The sequence below is a fragment of the Luminiphilus syltensis NOR5-1B genome (assembly GCF_000158175.1).
Taxonomy (GTDB): domain Bacteria; phylum Pseudomonadota; class Gammaproteobacteria; order Pseudomonadales; family Halieaceae; genus Luminiphilus; species Luminiphilus syltensis.
Genome location: NZ_DS999411.1, coordinates 43940 through 60097, shown reverse-complemented (window position 1 = coordinate 60097; position 16158 = coordinate 43940). Strand labels below are relative to the sequence as shown.

Genomic DNA, 16158 nt, shown 5'->3' with positions numbered 1-16158 from the left:
TTTCAGTGGTCGCCCATCAGCCAGCGGCGGTGGCGTAGGTTCCACGCCCGATAGCAAGCAGCTTGCCTTCCTCTGAGAAAACGTCGATATCGCAGACCGACACCGTGCGACCGATTTTTCGCACCTGTGCATGGGCGATGAGGTCAGTGTTAATGCCGGGGCGAAGGTAGTCGGTGCGAAAGTTGATGGTCGGCACCCCGTGTCCGAGTTGCCAGATTAGCGCGAAGTCGCCGGCGATATCGATCAGGCTGGCAATCACACCGCCGTGATGCTGACCGGTGCCTTCAGCGCGGGATATCTTATCGTCATAGCGCAGGCGCATAACAAGCGTCTGCGTGGCGTCATCCAAGCTCTCGATCGATAGCCCCAAGAGTTGGTGAAAGGGACTGGAATCCAGCGCGGTAGCCAGCGCCTCAAGGTCTAGTGGCTTGTTTGGCATATTCTGTTTTCATCCTTTGTCTAATCGATTTTGGGTTAATTTCAGTTTTAGAGGGTATCGGTCGCGATGGCGAACCACCGATGCGACTCGAGTGCTGTCGGAAACCCATGCTCCGCCTTTGCGGCCGCTATGTGTTTCGCGGGCGCGCCGGCGCTGAGTACGTGCTCTGCCTCGGCGAGAATGTCGTGCAGAGGCAACGAACATGCCGTGTCACTGGATTCACAGCCGGGATTGAGCAGGTCACTCAGGGCGATCGGCAGAGCTGCGGCCCCGTCTCGATGAGTCCAGGAGCCCTTTTGTTGATCCAGTACATAGGAGGGCAGGAGGCGTGAACCGTACTCGGCAACCAGCTTGAGTGCTGCGAGCACGTAAGTGATTTCATCGCTATCAGCGGCGTAGTGGAAATTGACCCGCACCCATCCGGGCTTGAAACATTCGTAGCCGTCAGCCACGACCGCGTCGAGCGCTCTTGATCTGTCGCTGTCGATATTGAGCAGATCGTGTCCGTAGGGGCCGGCGCATGAGCAGCCACCGCGGGCCTGTATTCCGAACAAGTCGTTCAGCAGAGCGGCCACAAAACCGTGATGCAAGTCTTTGTCATTGTGTTTCATGCGCAGCGAGAAGATACCCAGACGGTCTTGCGTGGCGGGTCCCAGTACTTCGATCTCTGGAATCGCCGCAAAGTGCTCGAATGCCTGTGCGACCAGTGCGTGTTCCCGGGCTTCTATCAGATCGATACCGATCTGCTCTTTCAGTGCAAATACGAGACCTGCGCGAATCGACTCGACGATTGCCGGGGTGCCGCCTTCCTCGCGATGCTCCGGGTCTTCCAAATACCGGTGTTCCGTGGGCGATACATAGCTTACGGTGCCGCCACCGACCACGGCCGGTACGGCATTGGTCATCAGCTGTTCTTTGGCCACAAGGATTCCCGGCGTGCCGGGGCCGCCGACGAATTTGTGCGGGGATATAAACACCGCATCGATCGCGGCCTGAGGATGATTCATATCGATCGATACATAGGGTCCGGCCGCAGCGTAGTCCCAGAAGGCAAGGGCGCCCGCTTGCTTTAGCAGTGTGGTAATGCCGACAACATCACTGCGCAGTCCGGTGACATTGGACGCGGCAGAAAAACTGCCAATGCGCAGAGGCCGGTCGGAATAGGCATCGAGCGCTGCCGCGAGTTGCGTCTGGTCAATATGACCGTTGCTATCCAGACCAATGCGAACCACATCGGCGATCGCCTCTCGCCAGGGCAATTCGTTGGAGTGATGCTCGTACGGGCCCACAAAAATCACCGGACGCTGGTCTTCAGGAATCGACGCCGCCAATTGATAGCGCTTGTCCAGCTCGCGCGGTATGCGCAATCCCAGAATGTCGATGAGTTTATTGATCGCTGCGGTGGCACCCGAGCCGCAAAAAATGACTTTGTCTGCACTGCCGCCGTTCACAGACTGGCGAATCGCCGAGCGTGCAGCCTCGCGCAGCGCATTCGTCTGCGCGCCAGTAAAAGACGCTTCGGTGTGGGTGTTGGCGTAATACGGCAGTACCTTGTTGCGGATATTGTCTTCAATGAATCCGACCGCGCGCCCGGAGGCTGTGTAGTCCGCGTAGATCAGCGGACGCTCACCATAGGGGGTGTGCAGCGTTGCACGGTTGCCGACGATGTCGCGCTGCACCTCGTCGAGCACTCGTTTCGCGGCCGCATTGTTCGGGCCCGGTCGCCCTTCCGATTGTACTGATGTCGCAGCACGGCCCGAAAGCGCGCGCCATGCACGCTTGAGCGGTTGCGGTAGCTGGTCAAGGAATACGGTGGCGGTAGGCTGCATAGCGAAATACCCGATTGATCAAAGAGAGACTCAGTGTATTGCGGGCACCCTGCGACATTGTCGCTATTTAGGGCGTATAAGGCCATTTATTCGCGACAATAACTATAAAAATATTTATATTGTGCGACAATTGTCTCTGATCTAATCCCTGTCGGTGAGGAAAGTAGAATGCTTGAAAATGTTGACCGCCGTATTCTCGCAGCACTTCAAACCGATGCGTCTCTTTCGTTGGCTGATTTATCCGACCGGATTGCGCTCTCTCGCTCGGCGTGTGGTCGGCGGCTTCAGCGCCTGGAGAGCGAGGGTTATATCAAAGGAAGGGTGACACTGCTGAATGCAGAAAAGGTGGGCCTGCCACTCACGGTTTTTATCTCAATCAAGACCAATCAGCACACCTCGAAATGGGCGGAGCGGTTTCATAAGGTCGTTGAGAAGTTACCTGGAGTACTGGAGGTCTATCGCATGGCCGGCGAAACCGACTACCTGCTCAAGGCGGTGGTGCCGGATATGCCCGGCTACGACCAACTCTATCAACAGTTGATAAAAGCGGAACTGACCGATGTCAGCTCCGGGTTTGTAATGGAGGAGATCAAAAGTACGGTGGCGCTGCCGCTTTAAAAACCGGCAAGCAGAGCGGTGGTAGGCAAAAGCCCTCTGGGAGCGATATATGAGAACTGATTTTGGTATTGATAAGCCTGCCAACTCCAGCCGGTTGACTTGTCACCACCCTTGAGAGATTTATCTCCGCTAACAGGGAAGTCGATTACCCGAGGGGTAGCTCGGTTGAGTACTTCACTTCGCTCAATGCCACCGAAGAATTAATGTCCTGAACGCCGGGAAGCTGGGACAAATGGTTTCTGAAAAAGTCCTCATAGTGCTCAACATCTTTGGCGACGATTCTCAACAAGAAGTCACTGCGTCCCAGCATCACATAGCATTCGGTCACTTCCGGGAATGAGCGGATGGAGTCCTCGAAATCCCCTACGGCCTGACGCCCATTCGCTGAGAGCTTCACCTCGGTATAGATCACCAGGTTCAGTCCCAGCTTCCTGCGGTTCAGCAGGGTAACTCGCCGGTCGATGTATCCCTCCGACTCGAGCTTCTTGATCCTGCGCCAGCAGGGGGGTTGCGAAAGGTTCACCGCCTCCGCGAGTTGCGCCACTGACACGCTCGCGTCTTGCTGCAAGTGCTTGAGTATTGTCATATCGGTGGTATCGAGATCCATCATTATTCCAAAAAATATATAATTATTAGTCGGATATAGGTAATAAATATACCTTAAAGTGGAAAAATGGGGGAAAGAAAGCATAATTACTTTGTTCGCCTCTTGCTACGCTAGTGAGTAGGAGGTGGAGTCGCGGATGTGTGGAAACGGGCCCCCATTCTCCGGAAAGGGCGCCGTCCCCAGGAGAAAAAGAATGAAAACCTCTTCGCCATCTCGATTGTTTGTTCCCGTTGCTTCGTCTCGTCCCGGAGAAGTCCCGGATTTCTCCCAGCTTCATATTCCCGAAGCCAAGGCGTCACCGGCGAAGCCCGAAGGCGTGATTACCGCAGAGGAGACCTACGATCTTGCCCTTGGACTGGTGCGTGTTCTCGATGATGGCGGTTGCGCTGCTGGGGATTGGTTGCCGGATCTTTCTGTCGAGCGTCTTATTGAAGGTCTGCGTCACATGATGCACGTCCGCGCTTACGACGAGCGGATGTTCCGGATGCAACGCCAGGGGCAACTGTCTTTTTACGTGAAGTGTACCGGCGAAGAAGCGGTGGCCGTTGCCCAGGCAATGGCGCTGAATCCGGGTGACATGCTGTTTCCGTCCTACCGACAACAGGGCCTGTTATTTGTTCGCGGCAGATCCGTTGTCGACATGATGTGTCATTGCATATCGAATGCTCGCGACAACCTGAAGGGTCGCCAGATGCCTGTCTTCTACAGCTGGAAAGAGGGCAACTTCTTCAGTATCTCGGGCAACCTCGCGACGCAGTACAGTCAGGCTGCGGGCTGGGCGATGGCCTCGGCCTACAAGGGAGAGGAGCATATTGCGTCCGCCTGGGTCGGTGATGGCAGCACCGCCGAAGCCGATGTGCACTACGCCATGCTCTTCGCCGCGACCTACAAAGCCCCCGTGCTGCTCAACGTCGTTAACAATCAATGGGCCATCTCCACACCGCAGAGCTTTGCGTCCACCGGTACTACGTTTGCGGCGCGTGGGATTGGCTATCACATTCCCAGTGTTCGGGTAGATGGCAATGACTTTCTTGCCGTCTACGCTGTCACCGAGTGGGCTGCAGAGCGCGCTCGGCAGGGCCACGGTCCCACTTTTATCGAGCACTTCACCTATCGCGCGGAAGGTCATTCCACGAGTGACAATCCTGCCGGGTACCGAGCAGAGGATGAAGCGCGACTCTGGCCACTTGGCGACCCGATAGCGCGACTCAAACAACACCTGATTACCCTGGGTGCGTGGGATCTCGATCGGCACGCTGCGCTTGAGGCCGAGTTGGCAGATTCTGTGACGCGCGACTGGAAAGAGGCTATCGGTTACGGGAGTCTCGAGAGCGGGCCGCATTGGCCCGTCGAATCGATGTTTGAAGATGTGTTTAAAGAGATGCCCCCACACCTACTCAAACAGCGCAAGCAATTGGAGTCGGGGTCATGACTGCAATGAGTATGGTGCAGGCCATCCAGTCGGCTCTGGATTGCACGATGGAGGCTGATCCCAGCGTTTTGGTGATGGGCGAGGATGTGGGTTTTTTTGGTGGCGTCTTCCGCTGTACGGAAGGGTTGTACGAGAAATACGGTGCGCATCGCGCGCTGGATACGCCGATTGCCGAAGGCGGCATTGTCGCGGCGGCCGTGGGTATGGGGGTTAATGGTCTGCGGCCCGTGGTTGAAATGCAGTTTGCGGATTACATCTATCCGGCCATCGATCAGATCATTTCAGAGTTGGCGCGGCTGCGTCATCGTAGCGGTGGCGAATTCTGGGCACCTGTTGTTATTCGTGCGCCCTGTGACGGTGGTATACGCGGCGGACAAACCCATTCGCAGAGCCCGGAAGGAATTTTCACCCACGTTTGCGGCCTGAAAACGGTGATGCCGTCTAATCCCTACGATGCGAAAGGATTGCTGATCAGTGCAATAGAAGATGACGATCCGGTCGTTTTTTTCGAGCCCAAGCGTATTTACAACGGTCCGTTTTACGGCCATAACGAGCCCAGCTCCGGACCCAATAGCTGGACAAAGCACCCCATGGGTGAAGTGCCCAACGGGCATTACACGGTTCCACTGGGTAAGGCCAATGTGCTTCGCCGCGGCGGTGCAGTTACGGTGCTGGCTTATGGAACCATGGTCCACGTGGCCGATGCCGCGATCGAAAATAGTGGTATCGATGCCGAGCTTATTGATTTGCGAACGCTACTGCCCTTGGACACCGAGGCGATTGTCGAATCGGTGCGCAAGACCGGACGCTGCGTTGTGGTGCATGAGGCGACGCGGACCAGTGGTTTTGGAGCAGAGCTCGTGAGCGAGATCCAGGAAGAGTGTTTTTGGTATCTGCGTGCTCCGATCGAGCGAGTCACCGGCTGGGATACGCCTTACCCACACGCCTACGAATGGGAATACTTTCCTGGACAGGCTCGTATTTCGGCGGCCATGCAACGCGCTATTGAATGTGACTGAGGAGGCGGGTGTGAGCACGTATTCGTTTAAGCTCCCCGACCTGGGGGAGGGTATTGTCGAGTCTGAGGTTTCGGCGTGGTACGTCGAGGTGGGTGATCGTGTCGACGAGGATCAGCACATCGCCGATGTCCAAACCGAAAAGGCCGTTGTAGAGATCACGGCGCCGGTAGCCGGCACGATCCTTGCCTTGGGCTGCCCTGCGGGCGAGGTGCTCGCGGTGGGTGTCGAGCTGGTGTGCTTTGACACCGCGGGGTCTTCAAACGAGGAGCCTGAAGGGGCAAACGAGGAGCCTGAAGACGAGGTAGCGTCGAGCCCGGCGCAGCCCGCGCCTGAGAGTCAACAAGGGGGTTCCAAGGAGTCCAAACCGTCGGCGGTTGTACCGCGTTCCGATCCCGCTGGCTTTACCACGGAGACCCCTGAAGGAGACCCCGCGTTTCGTCAGGTACTGGCGTCGCCCTCGCTGCGGCATCGGGCGCGGGAAGCGGGAGTCAACCTCATCGATGTGCCCGGAACCGGGCCTGGCGGAAGAATCCAGCATAAGGACTTTGAGGCATTTCTGGCCGCCGGTGGAGAGCTTGTCACGGGTCAGGAATCCTCGAGGCGGGTCGCCGTGCACGAAAAAAGCATCAGTGGCATGCGCCGGGTTATCGCCCAAAAAATGTTGGATGCCAAGCGGAATATACCGCACTACTCGTATATTGAAGAGGTCGATGTCACTCAGATCGAGGCGTTGAGAGCGCATCTGAATGCCCATCGCACCGAGGATCAACCAAAGCTGACTCTGCTTCCGTTTCTGACCGCGGCACTGGTCAGAGTTCTGCCTCAGTTTCCGCACTGCAACGCTCGCTTCGACAGCGAAAAAGAGCTGCTTTCTGAGTATGACGCGGTGCACGTTGGTTTTGCGACGATGACTGACGCCGGGCTTATGGTGCCCGTTGTTCGGCATTGTGAGGAGCAGGACGTGTGGCAGATTGCAGCGGAGTTATCGAGAGTGTCGGGAGTGGCGAGAGCGGGTAAGGCAAAGCCCGCGGAACTGTCGGGCTCGACCATCACGATCACCAGCCTCGGTGCCATTGGCGGTATCGCAACCACCCCCATCATTAATGCCCCGGAGACCACCATCATTGGTGTGAACAAAATGCAGCGGCGTGCAGTGGTTATCGATGAGCAGGTGGTGATTCGAACTATGATGAATCTGTCCGGGTCTTTCGATCATCGAATTGTCGATGGTTATGACGGCGCACAGATGATTCAGTTGCTTAAGAGCTTTATCGAAAATCCTGGTGCGATTTTTGTCTGAGCACCAAATCTGGTGGCATTCGAATATTTTTTCAATTACATGCCAATGATCAACAAGAGCAGAAAGTTTAGGACATCAATGATGAGCATTATGAACTACACCTCCCTCCCGGACTTTGATCACCATGAAGAGGTCGTGCGCTGCGTCGATGAGGGCAGCGGTCTTAGAGGTTTTATCGCGGTACACAATACCAACCGTGGCCCCGCTCTCGGCGGATGTCGCATGTGGACTTATGGTGACGAGGCGGCGGCGTTAGCTGATGTCTTGCGTTTATCACGTGGGCAAACCTACAAGGCGGCGCTGGCCAATTTGGATATCGGTGGCGGGAAATCGGTGATTATTGGTGACCCCCGTAGCGACAAGTCACGAGACTTGCTACTTGCCATGGGTGATTACGTCAACAACCTCAACGTTTCTTATATCATCGCCGAGGACTCCGGGACCGGTGTGGCAGATATGCGTGTCATGAATGAACGAACCCAATGGGTTGCAGGTGTTGTAGAGGGCTCTGAGCATGGTGGTGACCCATCACCCTCCACGGCATACGGAATGTTTGTGGGCATCAAAGCAGCGGTGCGACATCGATTTGGTTCCGATAATCTGGCCGGCATGCGCATAGCGATACAGGGAGTCGGCAACGTAGGTTACCGTCTTGGCGCATTATTGTATGAGGCGGGCGCTTCGCTGTACGTGGCTGATGTGTTCGCGGACAACTGTGAATGCGCTGTCCGCGAATTCGATGCCCGCGTGGTGTCAGTAGAAGAAATACATCGGACTGAGGTTGATGTTTATTCGCCCTGTGCACTGGGCGGCGCGATTAACGACCGAACCGTAATGCAGATAAAAGCAGCCGTCGTCGCAGGCGCCGCGAATAACCAGCTGTCGAGCCCATTGCACGGTAACAGGCTTCAAAAGCGCGGTATTTTGTGTGTTCCGGACTATGCAATTAACGCCGGCGGCATTATCGATATTGCCTACGAGAGAGCAGGCGGGGATCAAGAGGGTAAACGTCGACATCTTGACTCCATCTCCGACACCCTGGCTGAGTTATTTCGACGAGCAGACGAAAGTGGTCGTTCTACTGCCCGGGTAGCCGATGAGTTGGCAGAGGAGCGTTTTCAGAAGCGATCAGAGGGCCGTCATCATCAAATCTGAAGAATCCAAGTCGTTGCCGGCAGAGGACAGCATTACCTATCAGAATGAGAGCACGGTCACTGGCGGCTCCTTGTCAGATCTTAAACCAGACCAGCGTCACGGTGCCTTGCGAGGTGCCCAGCTACTGGCCGTTGCGTTGCAGGCCGAGGGTGTGGATACGCTTTTTGGTTACCCTGGTGGCGCCAACCTTGAGATTTTCGATGCTCTACCGGAATTTGGAATTCGTTGCGTGCGGACCGAACACGAACAGGGTGCCGTTCATGCGGCACAGGGCTTTGCTCGAGCCACCGGCAAAGTAGGGGTTTGTCTTGCGACGTCGGGTCCTGGTGCCACGAATCTGGTTACGGGCATAGCCGATGCCAACAGTGATTCAACATCAATCGTCGCCATAACAGGAAACGTTCCGTCGTCTCTGCTAGGAAAGAATGCATTTCAGGAGGTCGATATTGTCAGCATCACCAAACCGATCACGAAACGGAACTATTTGGTTCGTCGGGTTTCTGAAATACCGGATATAGTTCGTTAAGCTTTTCTTTTGGCGGGTGGCAACCGGCCAGGTCCTGTTCTTATCGATATTCCGAAAGATATTCAGCAACAGTATCCGAAAGATGCCGACGGACAATATATCGCTCCCCAGATCCCAGCGAGGATTCAGCCGCCTGAAGAGGCAGCCAGCGGTATGACCGATTCCCAACTAGAACAGGTCTGTACACTTATTGCGGAAGCAAGTAGACCCGTGATCTATGCGGGAGGCGGTCTAGTCAGCGCTGACTGTGGCCGCCTACTACGGCAACTTGCGGATAAAATTGATTGTCCGGTGACGACCACTGTTATGGGTCATGGTCTTTTTCCCCCGACCCATCGGCTGGCATTGCATTGTCTTGGCATGCACGGATCAAAATACGCCAATATTGCGATTAATGAAGCTGATCTGGTACTCGCGTTGGGCGTTCGCTTTGATGACCGCGTGACGGGGAACGTTGACAAGTTCATACGCTCGGGCAAGATTATTCACATCGACATTGATCGCCACGAGCTCAATAAGAACAAAACAGTAACGATGCCTGTTTGTGCTGATCTCAAAATAGCGCTCGAGCAGGTTCTTGATGCGGTGCCCAAGTATCTTCACGATGATTGGGTTACTAAGCTGAATGCATTGCGCGAGGCGCACCCCTTCGATATTCCTGATTCGGAGGGTATCAGCCCGCAGTACGCGATTCGTTTGCTGAGTGACATGACTGATGGCGACGCAATAATTACTCTTGGTGTTGGCCAGCATCAGATGTGGGCGATGCAGCATTATCAGGCAGCGCGTCCCCGGTCTTTCTTGTCAAGTTCTGGTTTCGGAACCATGGGTTACGGCCTCCCTGCTGCTATCGGTGCGAAGGTGGGCATGTCGGACCGGCAGGTCATTGACATCGATGGAGATGGCTCACTGAATATGACTATTCAGGAGTTGGCGACCTGCCATCGCTATGGAATCGGCGTAAAAACCATGGTCATCAACAACCAGTGGTTGGGGATGGTCCGACAGTGGCAGGACATGATTTACGATGGCCACCGCGCTGAATCGGACATGTCCGACCCAATGAGGGTAAAAGCCGATGATGACCTGGATATCTATCCGAATTTTGTCACAATCGCAAAGGGCTACCGGGTCGCTGCGGAGCGAGTATCAAAACCTGGTGAACTACCTGATGCATTGGCGAGAATGCTCAGAGACCCCCAAGAGCCCTATTTATTGGACGTTATCGTAGAGGCGGAGTCTAACGTTTATCCGATGATTCCGGCCGGCGGCAGCTACGAGGACATTATAATGAGTGATGCGGATCTGAAGTCGGTATCGAAGGGCAGTCAGGGGTCGAATATTTGACTCGAAACCCAGATGCGTACTTTCATTCGCCGTATCCACTCGCTCCAGAACAACAATGATCTGGCTTTCGTAAATCGTAACTTCTTCATCGCAGCCGTCTGTGCTCATTGCCACAGAAAACTCCAATTAACGATGTCTTAGATTTGGGGAAGTGGACAATAGGAGTAAAACACGCATTCATACTTTTGTATGATTGTGGAGTATATCCGCTTGCCATAACTTGACCTCTCGAATAAAGAAGAAGTCGGAGGCTGAAGATGGCATTGGCACGGAGCGTAAGCGCGCCCACACACGGCGTTGATCTGGGGCGTATTGAAGCTCTTATGTCACGCGAGAAAGCGCGTTTTCTGAAAGAACACCCGATATCTGGCGAGCTTTATACGGAAACAAAAGAGCACTTCATTCATGGGGTTCCGCTTCATTGGATGAGTCAATGGCCGGGGCCCCATCCTATATTTGTTGAGCGTGCGAAAGGCACTTCGTTACTCGACGTGGATGATAATAAGTACGTCGACTTCTGCCTTGGTGATTCGGGTGCTTTCTTTGGACATGCCAATCCTGTTATAGCTAACGCGATTGCTGAGTATGTTCAAGGTCATGGGTCCACCATGATGTTGCCGTCGGAAGACGCTGTGTATCTGGGAAAAGAGCTTGCGGGTCGATTCGGATTGCCGACCTGGCAATTTGCTACTTCTGCTACGGATGCAAACCGGTTCGCTATCCGAATTGCGCGAATGGTCACAGGTCGTAACAAGATTTTGGTATTCAACGGTAAATACCATGGATCCGTTGATGAGACTCAGGTCGAGTTAGATAGCGGTAACATGGTGCCTCAGCATGGTATCCATCCGAATGCGACGAACTTCCCTGAAACGACCGTATGTATCGAATTCAATGACCTCGGTGCTTTGGAGTCCGCTCTTAAAGCCGGAGATGTCGCCTGCATACTTGCCGAACCTGTTATGACCAATATTGGTATGGTTCCTGTGGATGAGGGTTTCCACGATGAGATGCGCAAGCTGAGCAAGAAGTATGGAACACTTTTGGTCATCGATGAAACCCATACGATCTGCTTTGGGCCGAGTGGTTATACCGGTCTTCATGGGTTGGAGCCGGATTTTTTAGTAGTGGGCAAAGTACTTGCTGGTGGTATACCGAGCGCGGTGTATGGCATGACCAGCGAGATTGCTACCCAGCTCGAGGAAATGACCGCTGGTCCAGGGATAAACCATTATGGGTTTGGAGGCACACTCACGGGGAATGCGCTTACCGCTCGCGCCATTCGCGCAACTCTGGAAAATGTTGCGACCCAGGAAACATATGACCGGATATTCTTATTGGCAGAGCGCCTGCGATCTGAGATTAGCAAAGTAATTGAGCATAATAATCTCCCGTGGCACGTCCTGCGTTTTGGAGCCAGAGTCGAATATCTTTATCGTCCTGAGCCGCCAAAAAATGGTTCCGAGGCTGCTGCCGCACGCGATGACTTTATTGAGGAATTTATTCATCTCTACGCATTAAACAGAGGTGTTTTGTTGACACCATTTCATAATATGGCACTGGTCTCGCCCGCGACTTCTACGAAAGATATTGATTATTACCTCGAAGTGTTTAGTGAATGTATTGAGGAACTTACCGGCCAATAAGAATAAGTGGAGGTAAAAAATGTCGGAACAGAAAACAGGATTTGTTTGGCATGAGCTTTATATGTGGCACAACACTGACGGCCATACTTTATTTTTGCCATCTGGTATTGCTCTTGAGCCTTATCGACATGTAGAGAATCCCGACGCAAAAAGACGAGTTAAGAACTTACTGGATGCCTCTGGTTTAAGTGCGCAACTAAAGTCAATCGTCCCGCGTAAAGCATCCTTTGAAGATCTTACTCGGGCCCACACCTCTAAACACGTGACTGACGTGAAAGTGAAGAATGAGCAAGGGGCGCGGGATGCCGGCAATCTTGCGCCTCTTGGACAGGGCAGCTATGAGATTGCTTGTCTGAGCGCAGGAGGGTTACTTACGGCGCTTGACGCGATCAAGAGCGGTGATATCAAAAACGCATACGCGCTTGTTCGCCCTCCTGGACATCACGCTGAAGCTGATTTGTCGATGGGTTTCTGTATTTTTAATAACGGAGCCGTGGCAGCCAGATATGCGCAGTCTGTGCTCGGTTACAAGAAGATCGCCATAATCGATTGGGATGTGCACCATGGTAATGGGACACAAGCAATTTTTTGGGATGATCCGTCGGTTTTGACTGTCTCGCTGCACCAGGATCGATGTTTTCCGCCAGATTCAGGCTATATTCAAGATAATGGAGGTGGCGCCGGTGCCGGGTTTAACTTGAACGTACCCTTGCCCCCGGGCTCCGGTCGCGGCGCATACCTGTCGGCACTGGAGCGAGTCGCGCTTCCGGCGATCGAGCGGTTTAAACCGGATTTAATTTTCGTTGCCTGCGGATACGATGCCGGCGCTTTTGACCCCATGGCAAGGCAGATGCTGTCAAGTGACACCTTCGGAGAGATGACAGCTTTAGTTAAAGGTACCGCATCACGGCTTTGCGAGGGTCGGATGCTCTTGTATCACGAGGGTGGATACCACGCTGAAACCGTACCCTATTTTGCGCTTCGCGTTATTGAGGAGCTGGCGGATATTCGAACGAATATCGAAGATCCTTTCCTGATGGCAGCTGAGGCTCTGGGCGGGCAGGATCTACAACCACATCAAACAGCGATGATCGACCAGGCAACCATCAACATAGACGCCATCGGCACTTGAGGAGATATCTATGGAAGCGACGGGCAAAACGGTAATAAGTGGTGGCGACATTATCCTTCAGGATGGCTCCGAGGGTGCGGCTGAGGCGGTTGTCGTGGAGGATGGGCGTGTGCTCGCTTCGGGTTCCGCGCGAGATATGAATAGCCTCGCGGGTGGTGGTGCCCGCCGTTATGACCTGGAGGGCGCGACCCTCATGCCAGGTATTGTCGACAGTCACCCTCATTTTTTGCATTTCGCCGCTTTCGAGGTTGCATGTGTCAACATATTAGATGCCACGGATCACGATGACATTGTGGCGCGAATTGCAAAAAAAGCGCAAGAGACACCAGAAGGGCAGTGGATTATTACTACGCCCGTCGGAGAACCCCATTATTTTATCCGACGGTGGTACAAGGACCTAAAAGAGCGTCGAATGCCTGATCGGAAAGTACTGGACCGAGCAACTACCCGACACCCGGTTTTAATTCAGGCATGGGCGCCGAGAACTCCGAATATTGTATCTTTTAACTCGCTTGGCTTACGAGAAGCCGGGATATCTTCCATAACACCTGACCAGGTGTGCTCAGTGCGGATTGAAAAGGATGACAGCGGCGTACCAACTGGGGTTTTGCGAGGCCCGGTTGTCAATTACTACACAGAAGATCCTTTTTGGCTACAGATCTTGTCAAAACTTCCGCCACCGCCTAATCAGTTATGGGAACTTGGTGCGTTAGAAGGACAGAGACTGGCGGCGAAACTAGGTGTCACGTCTTGCTATGAGGCTCACGGTATGGACCCTGAGCACATACTCGCCTACAAGAAGGTAAGAGACAGCGGAAAATCCACAATGCGGGTGTTAACCGCGATGGAGATTGTAAATGGTCTCTTCGATCCGCACTGGCAGCCGACGAATGAAGAGGTCATTGAGCGATTGGCGACCGCCGCAGCGCTGCAGAGCACGGATGATGATTTCTTTCGTCATCGCGGTGCAACCCTAGCTCGGGGCGGACCATGCTGGCCGGGCTTCCTGCGAATCCATGATGAGATGAAAAATCCCGATGGACATCTCACTCGCGGTAAGACATTTGTGACCAAGGAGATTGAGGAGTTGGTCATTGACTATTGCCTGAAGAATGACTTACGGCTGAATATGGTGCAAGGAGGATATCGAGATCAGGATGACTTCTTTGATTCACTTTCATCGTTTGAAGGGGATTACGACATACCGTCACGCAATTGGATATCGCAACACAATATTCTGATAACAGAGTCCCATTGCGAGAAGCTCGCTCGCCTGAATATGGATATAACCACCAGCGTGAGCTTTGTTTGGGGAAAAGGGGACATGTACGGTGAACGCATTGGTGAAAGTTCATGGCGCGATTTGGTCCCATTAAAGAGAATGGTCGACTCCGGCGCGAACGTGGCGTGCGGTAGCGACTGGGGCCCCAAAAACATTTTCCATCATATCGCGCTAGCTGAAACGCATGAATTTGCTGCCAGCGGATACCGTAATGACACTGCCGATCACAAATTGAACAGACAGGAGTCATTGGCAACATGGACCACGGCTCCGGCAAAAATAATGCAATGGGAAGGCATTGGCTCTCTTGCGAACGGGTGTTTTGCAGATATGGTGGTGGTTGATCGTAATCCATTAACCACTTCCAATGAGGATCTTGAAGGCACCCAGGTTTTAAAAACGGTGGTCGGTGGTAAATCCGTTTACGAGACCTCGGCTTTGACGAAGTGGGGGCAGCTGTAGTCAATCAGGTTGGATTTTTCGTCGGGTAAGACACATGGCTATGTCTCGGATGAGCCCTATACCTATGGGTATTATCCCGAGATCATGCCGGAGGGAATCTTAAAGAACGTTTTTGGGCGCCCCATCAGGCCCCAAGAAAATTTCCGCTATCTCGATTTGGGCTGTGGTTTCGGAGTTACCAGCAGTCTGGTTGCCGCCCTTTACCCAATGGCTGAGATCGTGCAAGTGGATCTTAATCCTGCGCACACCGATTCCATTAGGCGCTTCAACACAATGGCGGGATTGGAGAACTCAGTTGTCTTGAATCGCGACCTACTGTCGCTTGAGCCAGGAGAACTGGGCGAGTTTGATTTCGTATCTGCACAAGGGTTGTTGAGTTGGATTTCCGATGACGTCAGAGCTGCCGCATTCTCTTTCGTTTGTGAATCGCTCAAGCCAGATGCGTTGGTGTATTTAAGCTACCTGACTCCTAAAATTGATCCCAGGTTAATCGCTTTTCGCGAAACGTTATACCAGGCATTTGATGCAGCCCCTGGTGGGTCATTACAGCGCCTTCGTACAGCACTTGACGATTGCTTGGAGCTCGCGGGCAAGGGGTCGTGGCCGAATCTGGATAAAGATGAAGCGCAGTCGCTCCTTTTTTATTTTATGCAGCGCTCCCCGAATTACCTTCTTCACGAATTTCTCAATGATGATTGGAGTCCCATCGTCTCACGGGAGTTGGGGGAGATCATGATGGCTAATAACCTCTTTTCTCGCATTCGACATGAGGACACTAATTTTCAGTCTGGCTACTGCCGTGAAATTTTCGGAAAAGGCAACATCAATAAGCTGTTAGAACTCGAAACCGCAACGTATTCCTATTATGCAGAGTGTTATCCGGGGAGCGAGCCGGTGTTTTTCAAAAATGAAAAACATTGGGGAAGCGCTGCAGTCAATAAAGATCCCGCGGCTGGTGTCTATATTTACGATGTCACCGTGCCAGTATCCCTCGTTAGTCGCCTTGCTCGTTACAACAAAGCCATTCTTGATTCGCCGCTTTCGGACGAGAAAAGCTCACGCCCGCTGGCAATATGTGGCGCAGGACAGGGGGTTCGGTTAACTCCCGTCCAACAGGAATTTATTCGCGTGTTTCTTTCCGGTCAAAGGCCAACAGCTGAAACTTGTCAGCCACACCAAAATAGGGGGATTAACAACGCTAAAGAGCTTTGGGCAATGACGAATGGGACACGGGAGTTAACGTCTTCAGAGAAATATTTTCTTGAATTTATGATCGATTACATCCCTTATGGTGCCTAGTAGCAAAGCGCTCATACTTTTGGACGATTGAAGGCTTCTCAAGGCTCTCTAAACTTGGACTTCAC

General features: G+C 53.3%; 14 protein-coding genes. 11 read left to right on the top strand and 3 right to left on the bottom strand.

Annotated elements, in window-relative coordinates; all coding sequences use genetic code 11:
* Positions 1–16 precede the first annotated feature (16 nt).
* Positions 17–439, bottom strand: coding sequence for a PaaI family thioesterase (locus NOR51B_RS00240; protein ID WP_009019397.1), 423 nt, complete (start codon positions 437–439; stop codon positions 17–19).
* A 47-nt stretch (positions 440–486) separates the two neighbouring features.
* Positions 487–2268, bottom strand: a complete 1782-nt coding sequence (locus NOR51B_RS00235) for an aminotransferase class V-fold PLP-dependent enzyme (protein WP_009020661.1) — start codon at positions 2266–2268, stop codon at positions 487–489.
* A gap of 168 nt (positions 2269–2436) precedes the next feature.
* On the opposite strand from NOR51B_RS00235, the gene NOR51B_RS00230 reads away from it, so the two are divergent.
* A complete protein-coding gene (locus tag NOR51B_RS00230; protein WP_009020102.1) occupies positions 2437–2886 on the top strand; it encodes an Lrp/AsnC family transcriptional regulator in 450 nt (149 codons plus the stop codon).
* A 145-nt stretch (positions 2887–3031) separates the two neighbouring features.
* Here NOR51B_RS00230 and NOR51B_RS00225 read toward each other — a convergent pair whose 3' ends face one another.
* Complete coding sequence (locus NOR51B_RS00225; RefSeq protein ID WP_009019827.1) at positions 3032–3496, bottom strand: Lrp/AsnC family transcriptional regulator; 465 nt, start codon at positions 3494–3496, stop codon at positions 3032–3034.
* Positions 3497–3686: 190 nt separating this feature from the next.
* Here NOR51B_RS00225 and NOR51B_RS00220 point away from each other — a divergent pair, with 190 nt between their 5' ends.
* The 10 genes from NOR51B_RS00220 to NOR51B_RS00180 all read left to right on the top strand — a co-directional run bounded on the left by NOR51B_RS00220 (position 3687) and on the right by NOR51B_RS00180 (position 16093).
* Positions 3687–4925 (top strand): thiamine pyrophosphate-dependent enzyme, encoded by a 1239-nt coding sequence (locus NOR51B_RS00220; RefSeq protein ID WP_009021241.1) that lies wholly within the window; start codon positions 3687–3689, stop codon positions 4923–4925.
* Positions 4922–5944, top strand: coding sequence for an alpha-ketoacid dehydrogenase subunit beta (locus NOR51B_RS00215; RefSeq protein WP_009020552.1), 1023 nt, complete (start codon positions 4922–4924; stop codon positions 5942–5944). Before NOR51B_RS00220 ends, NOR51B_RS00215 begins: the two co-directional genes overlap by 4 nt.
* A gap of 10 nt (positions 5945–5954) precedes the next feature.
* The gene (locus NOR51B_RS00210; RefSeq protein ID WP_040482198.1) at positions 5955–7244 is read left to right on the top strand and encodes a dihydrolipoamide acetyltransferase family protein; all 1290 of its coding nucleotides are present in this window, start codon (positions 5955–5957) and stop codon (positions 7242–7244) included.
* Positions 7245–7325: 81 nt separating this feature from the next.
* Positions 7326–8399 carry a Leu/Phe/Val dehydrogenase gene (locus NOR51B_RS00205; protein WP_230198368.1) on the top strand — a complete coding sequence of 358 codons (1074 nt, stop codon included), beginning with the start codon at positions 7326–7328 and terminating at the stop codon, positions 8397–8399.
* Positions 8341–8925, top strand: a complete 585-nt coding sequence (locus NOR51B_RS15595) for a thiamine pyrophosphate-binding protein (RefSeq protein ID WP_230198367.1) — start codon at positions 8341–8343, stop codon at positions 8923–8925. Before NOR51B_RS00205 ends, NOR51B_RS15595 begins: the two co-directional genes overlap by 59 nt.
* 153 nt (positions 8926–9078) lie before the next feature.
* Positions 9079–10272 (top strand): thiamine pyrophosphate-dependent enzyme, encoded by a 1194-nt coding sequence (locus NOR51B_RS15590; RefSeq protein ID WP_230198366.1) that lies wholly within the window; start codon positions 9079–9081, stop codon positions 10270–10272.
* Between the two features lie 257 nt (positions 10273–10529).
* Complete coding sequence (locus tag NOR51B_RS00195; RefSeq protein WP_040481423.1) at positions 10530–11918, top strand: aspartate aminotransferase family protein; 1389 nt, start codon at positions 10530–10532, stop codon at positions 11916–11918.
* Between the two features lie 19 nt (positions 11919–11937).
* Positions 11938–13050, top strand: coding sequence for a class II histone deacetylase (locus NOR51B_RS00190; RefSeq protein ID WP_009019132.1), 1113 nt, complete (start codon positions 11938–11940; stop codon positions 13048–13050).
* 10 nt (positions 13051–13060) lie between these two features.
* Positions 13061–14794 (top strand): amidohydrolase, encoded by a 1734-nt coding sequence (locus NOR51B_RS00185; protein WP_009020336.1) that lies wholly within the window; start codon positions 13061–13063, stop codon positions 14792–14794.
* Positions 14795–14803: 9 nt separating this feature from the next.
* Positions 14804–16093, top strand: coding sequence for a class I SAM-dependent methyltransferase (locus NOR51B_RS00180; protein WP_009019420.1), 1290 nt, complete (start codon positions 14804–14806; stop codon positions 16091–16093).
* Positions 16094–16158: the final 65 nt, after the last annotated feature.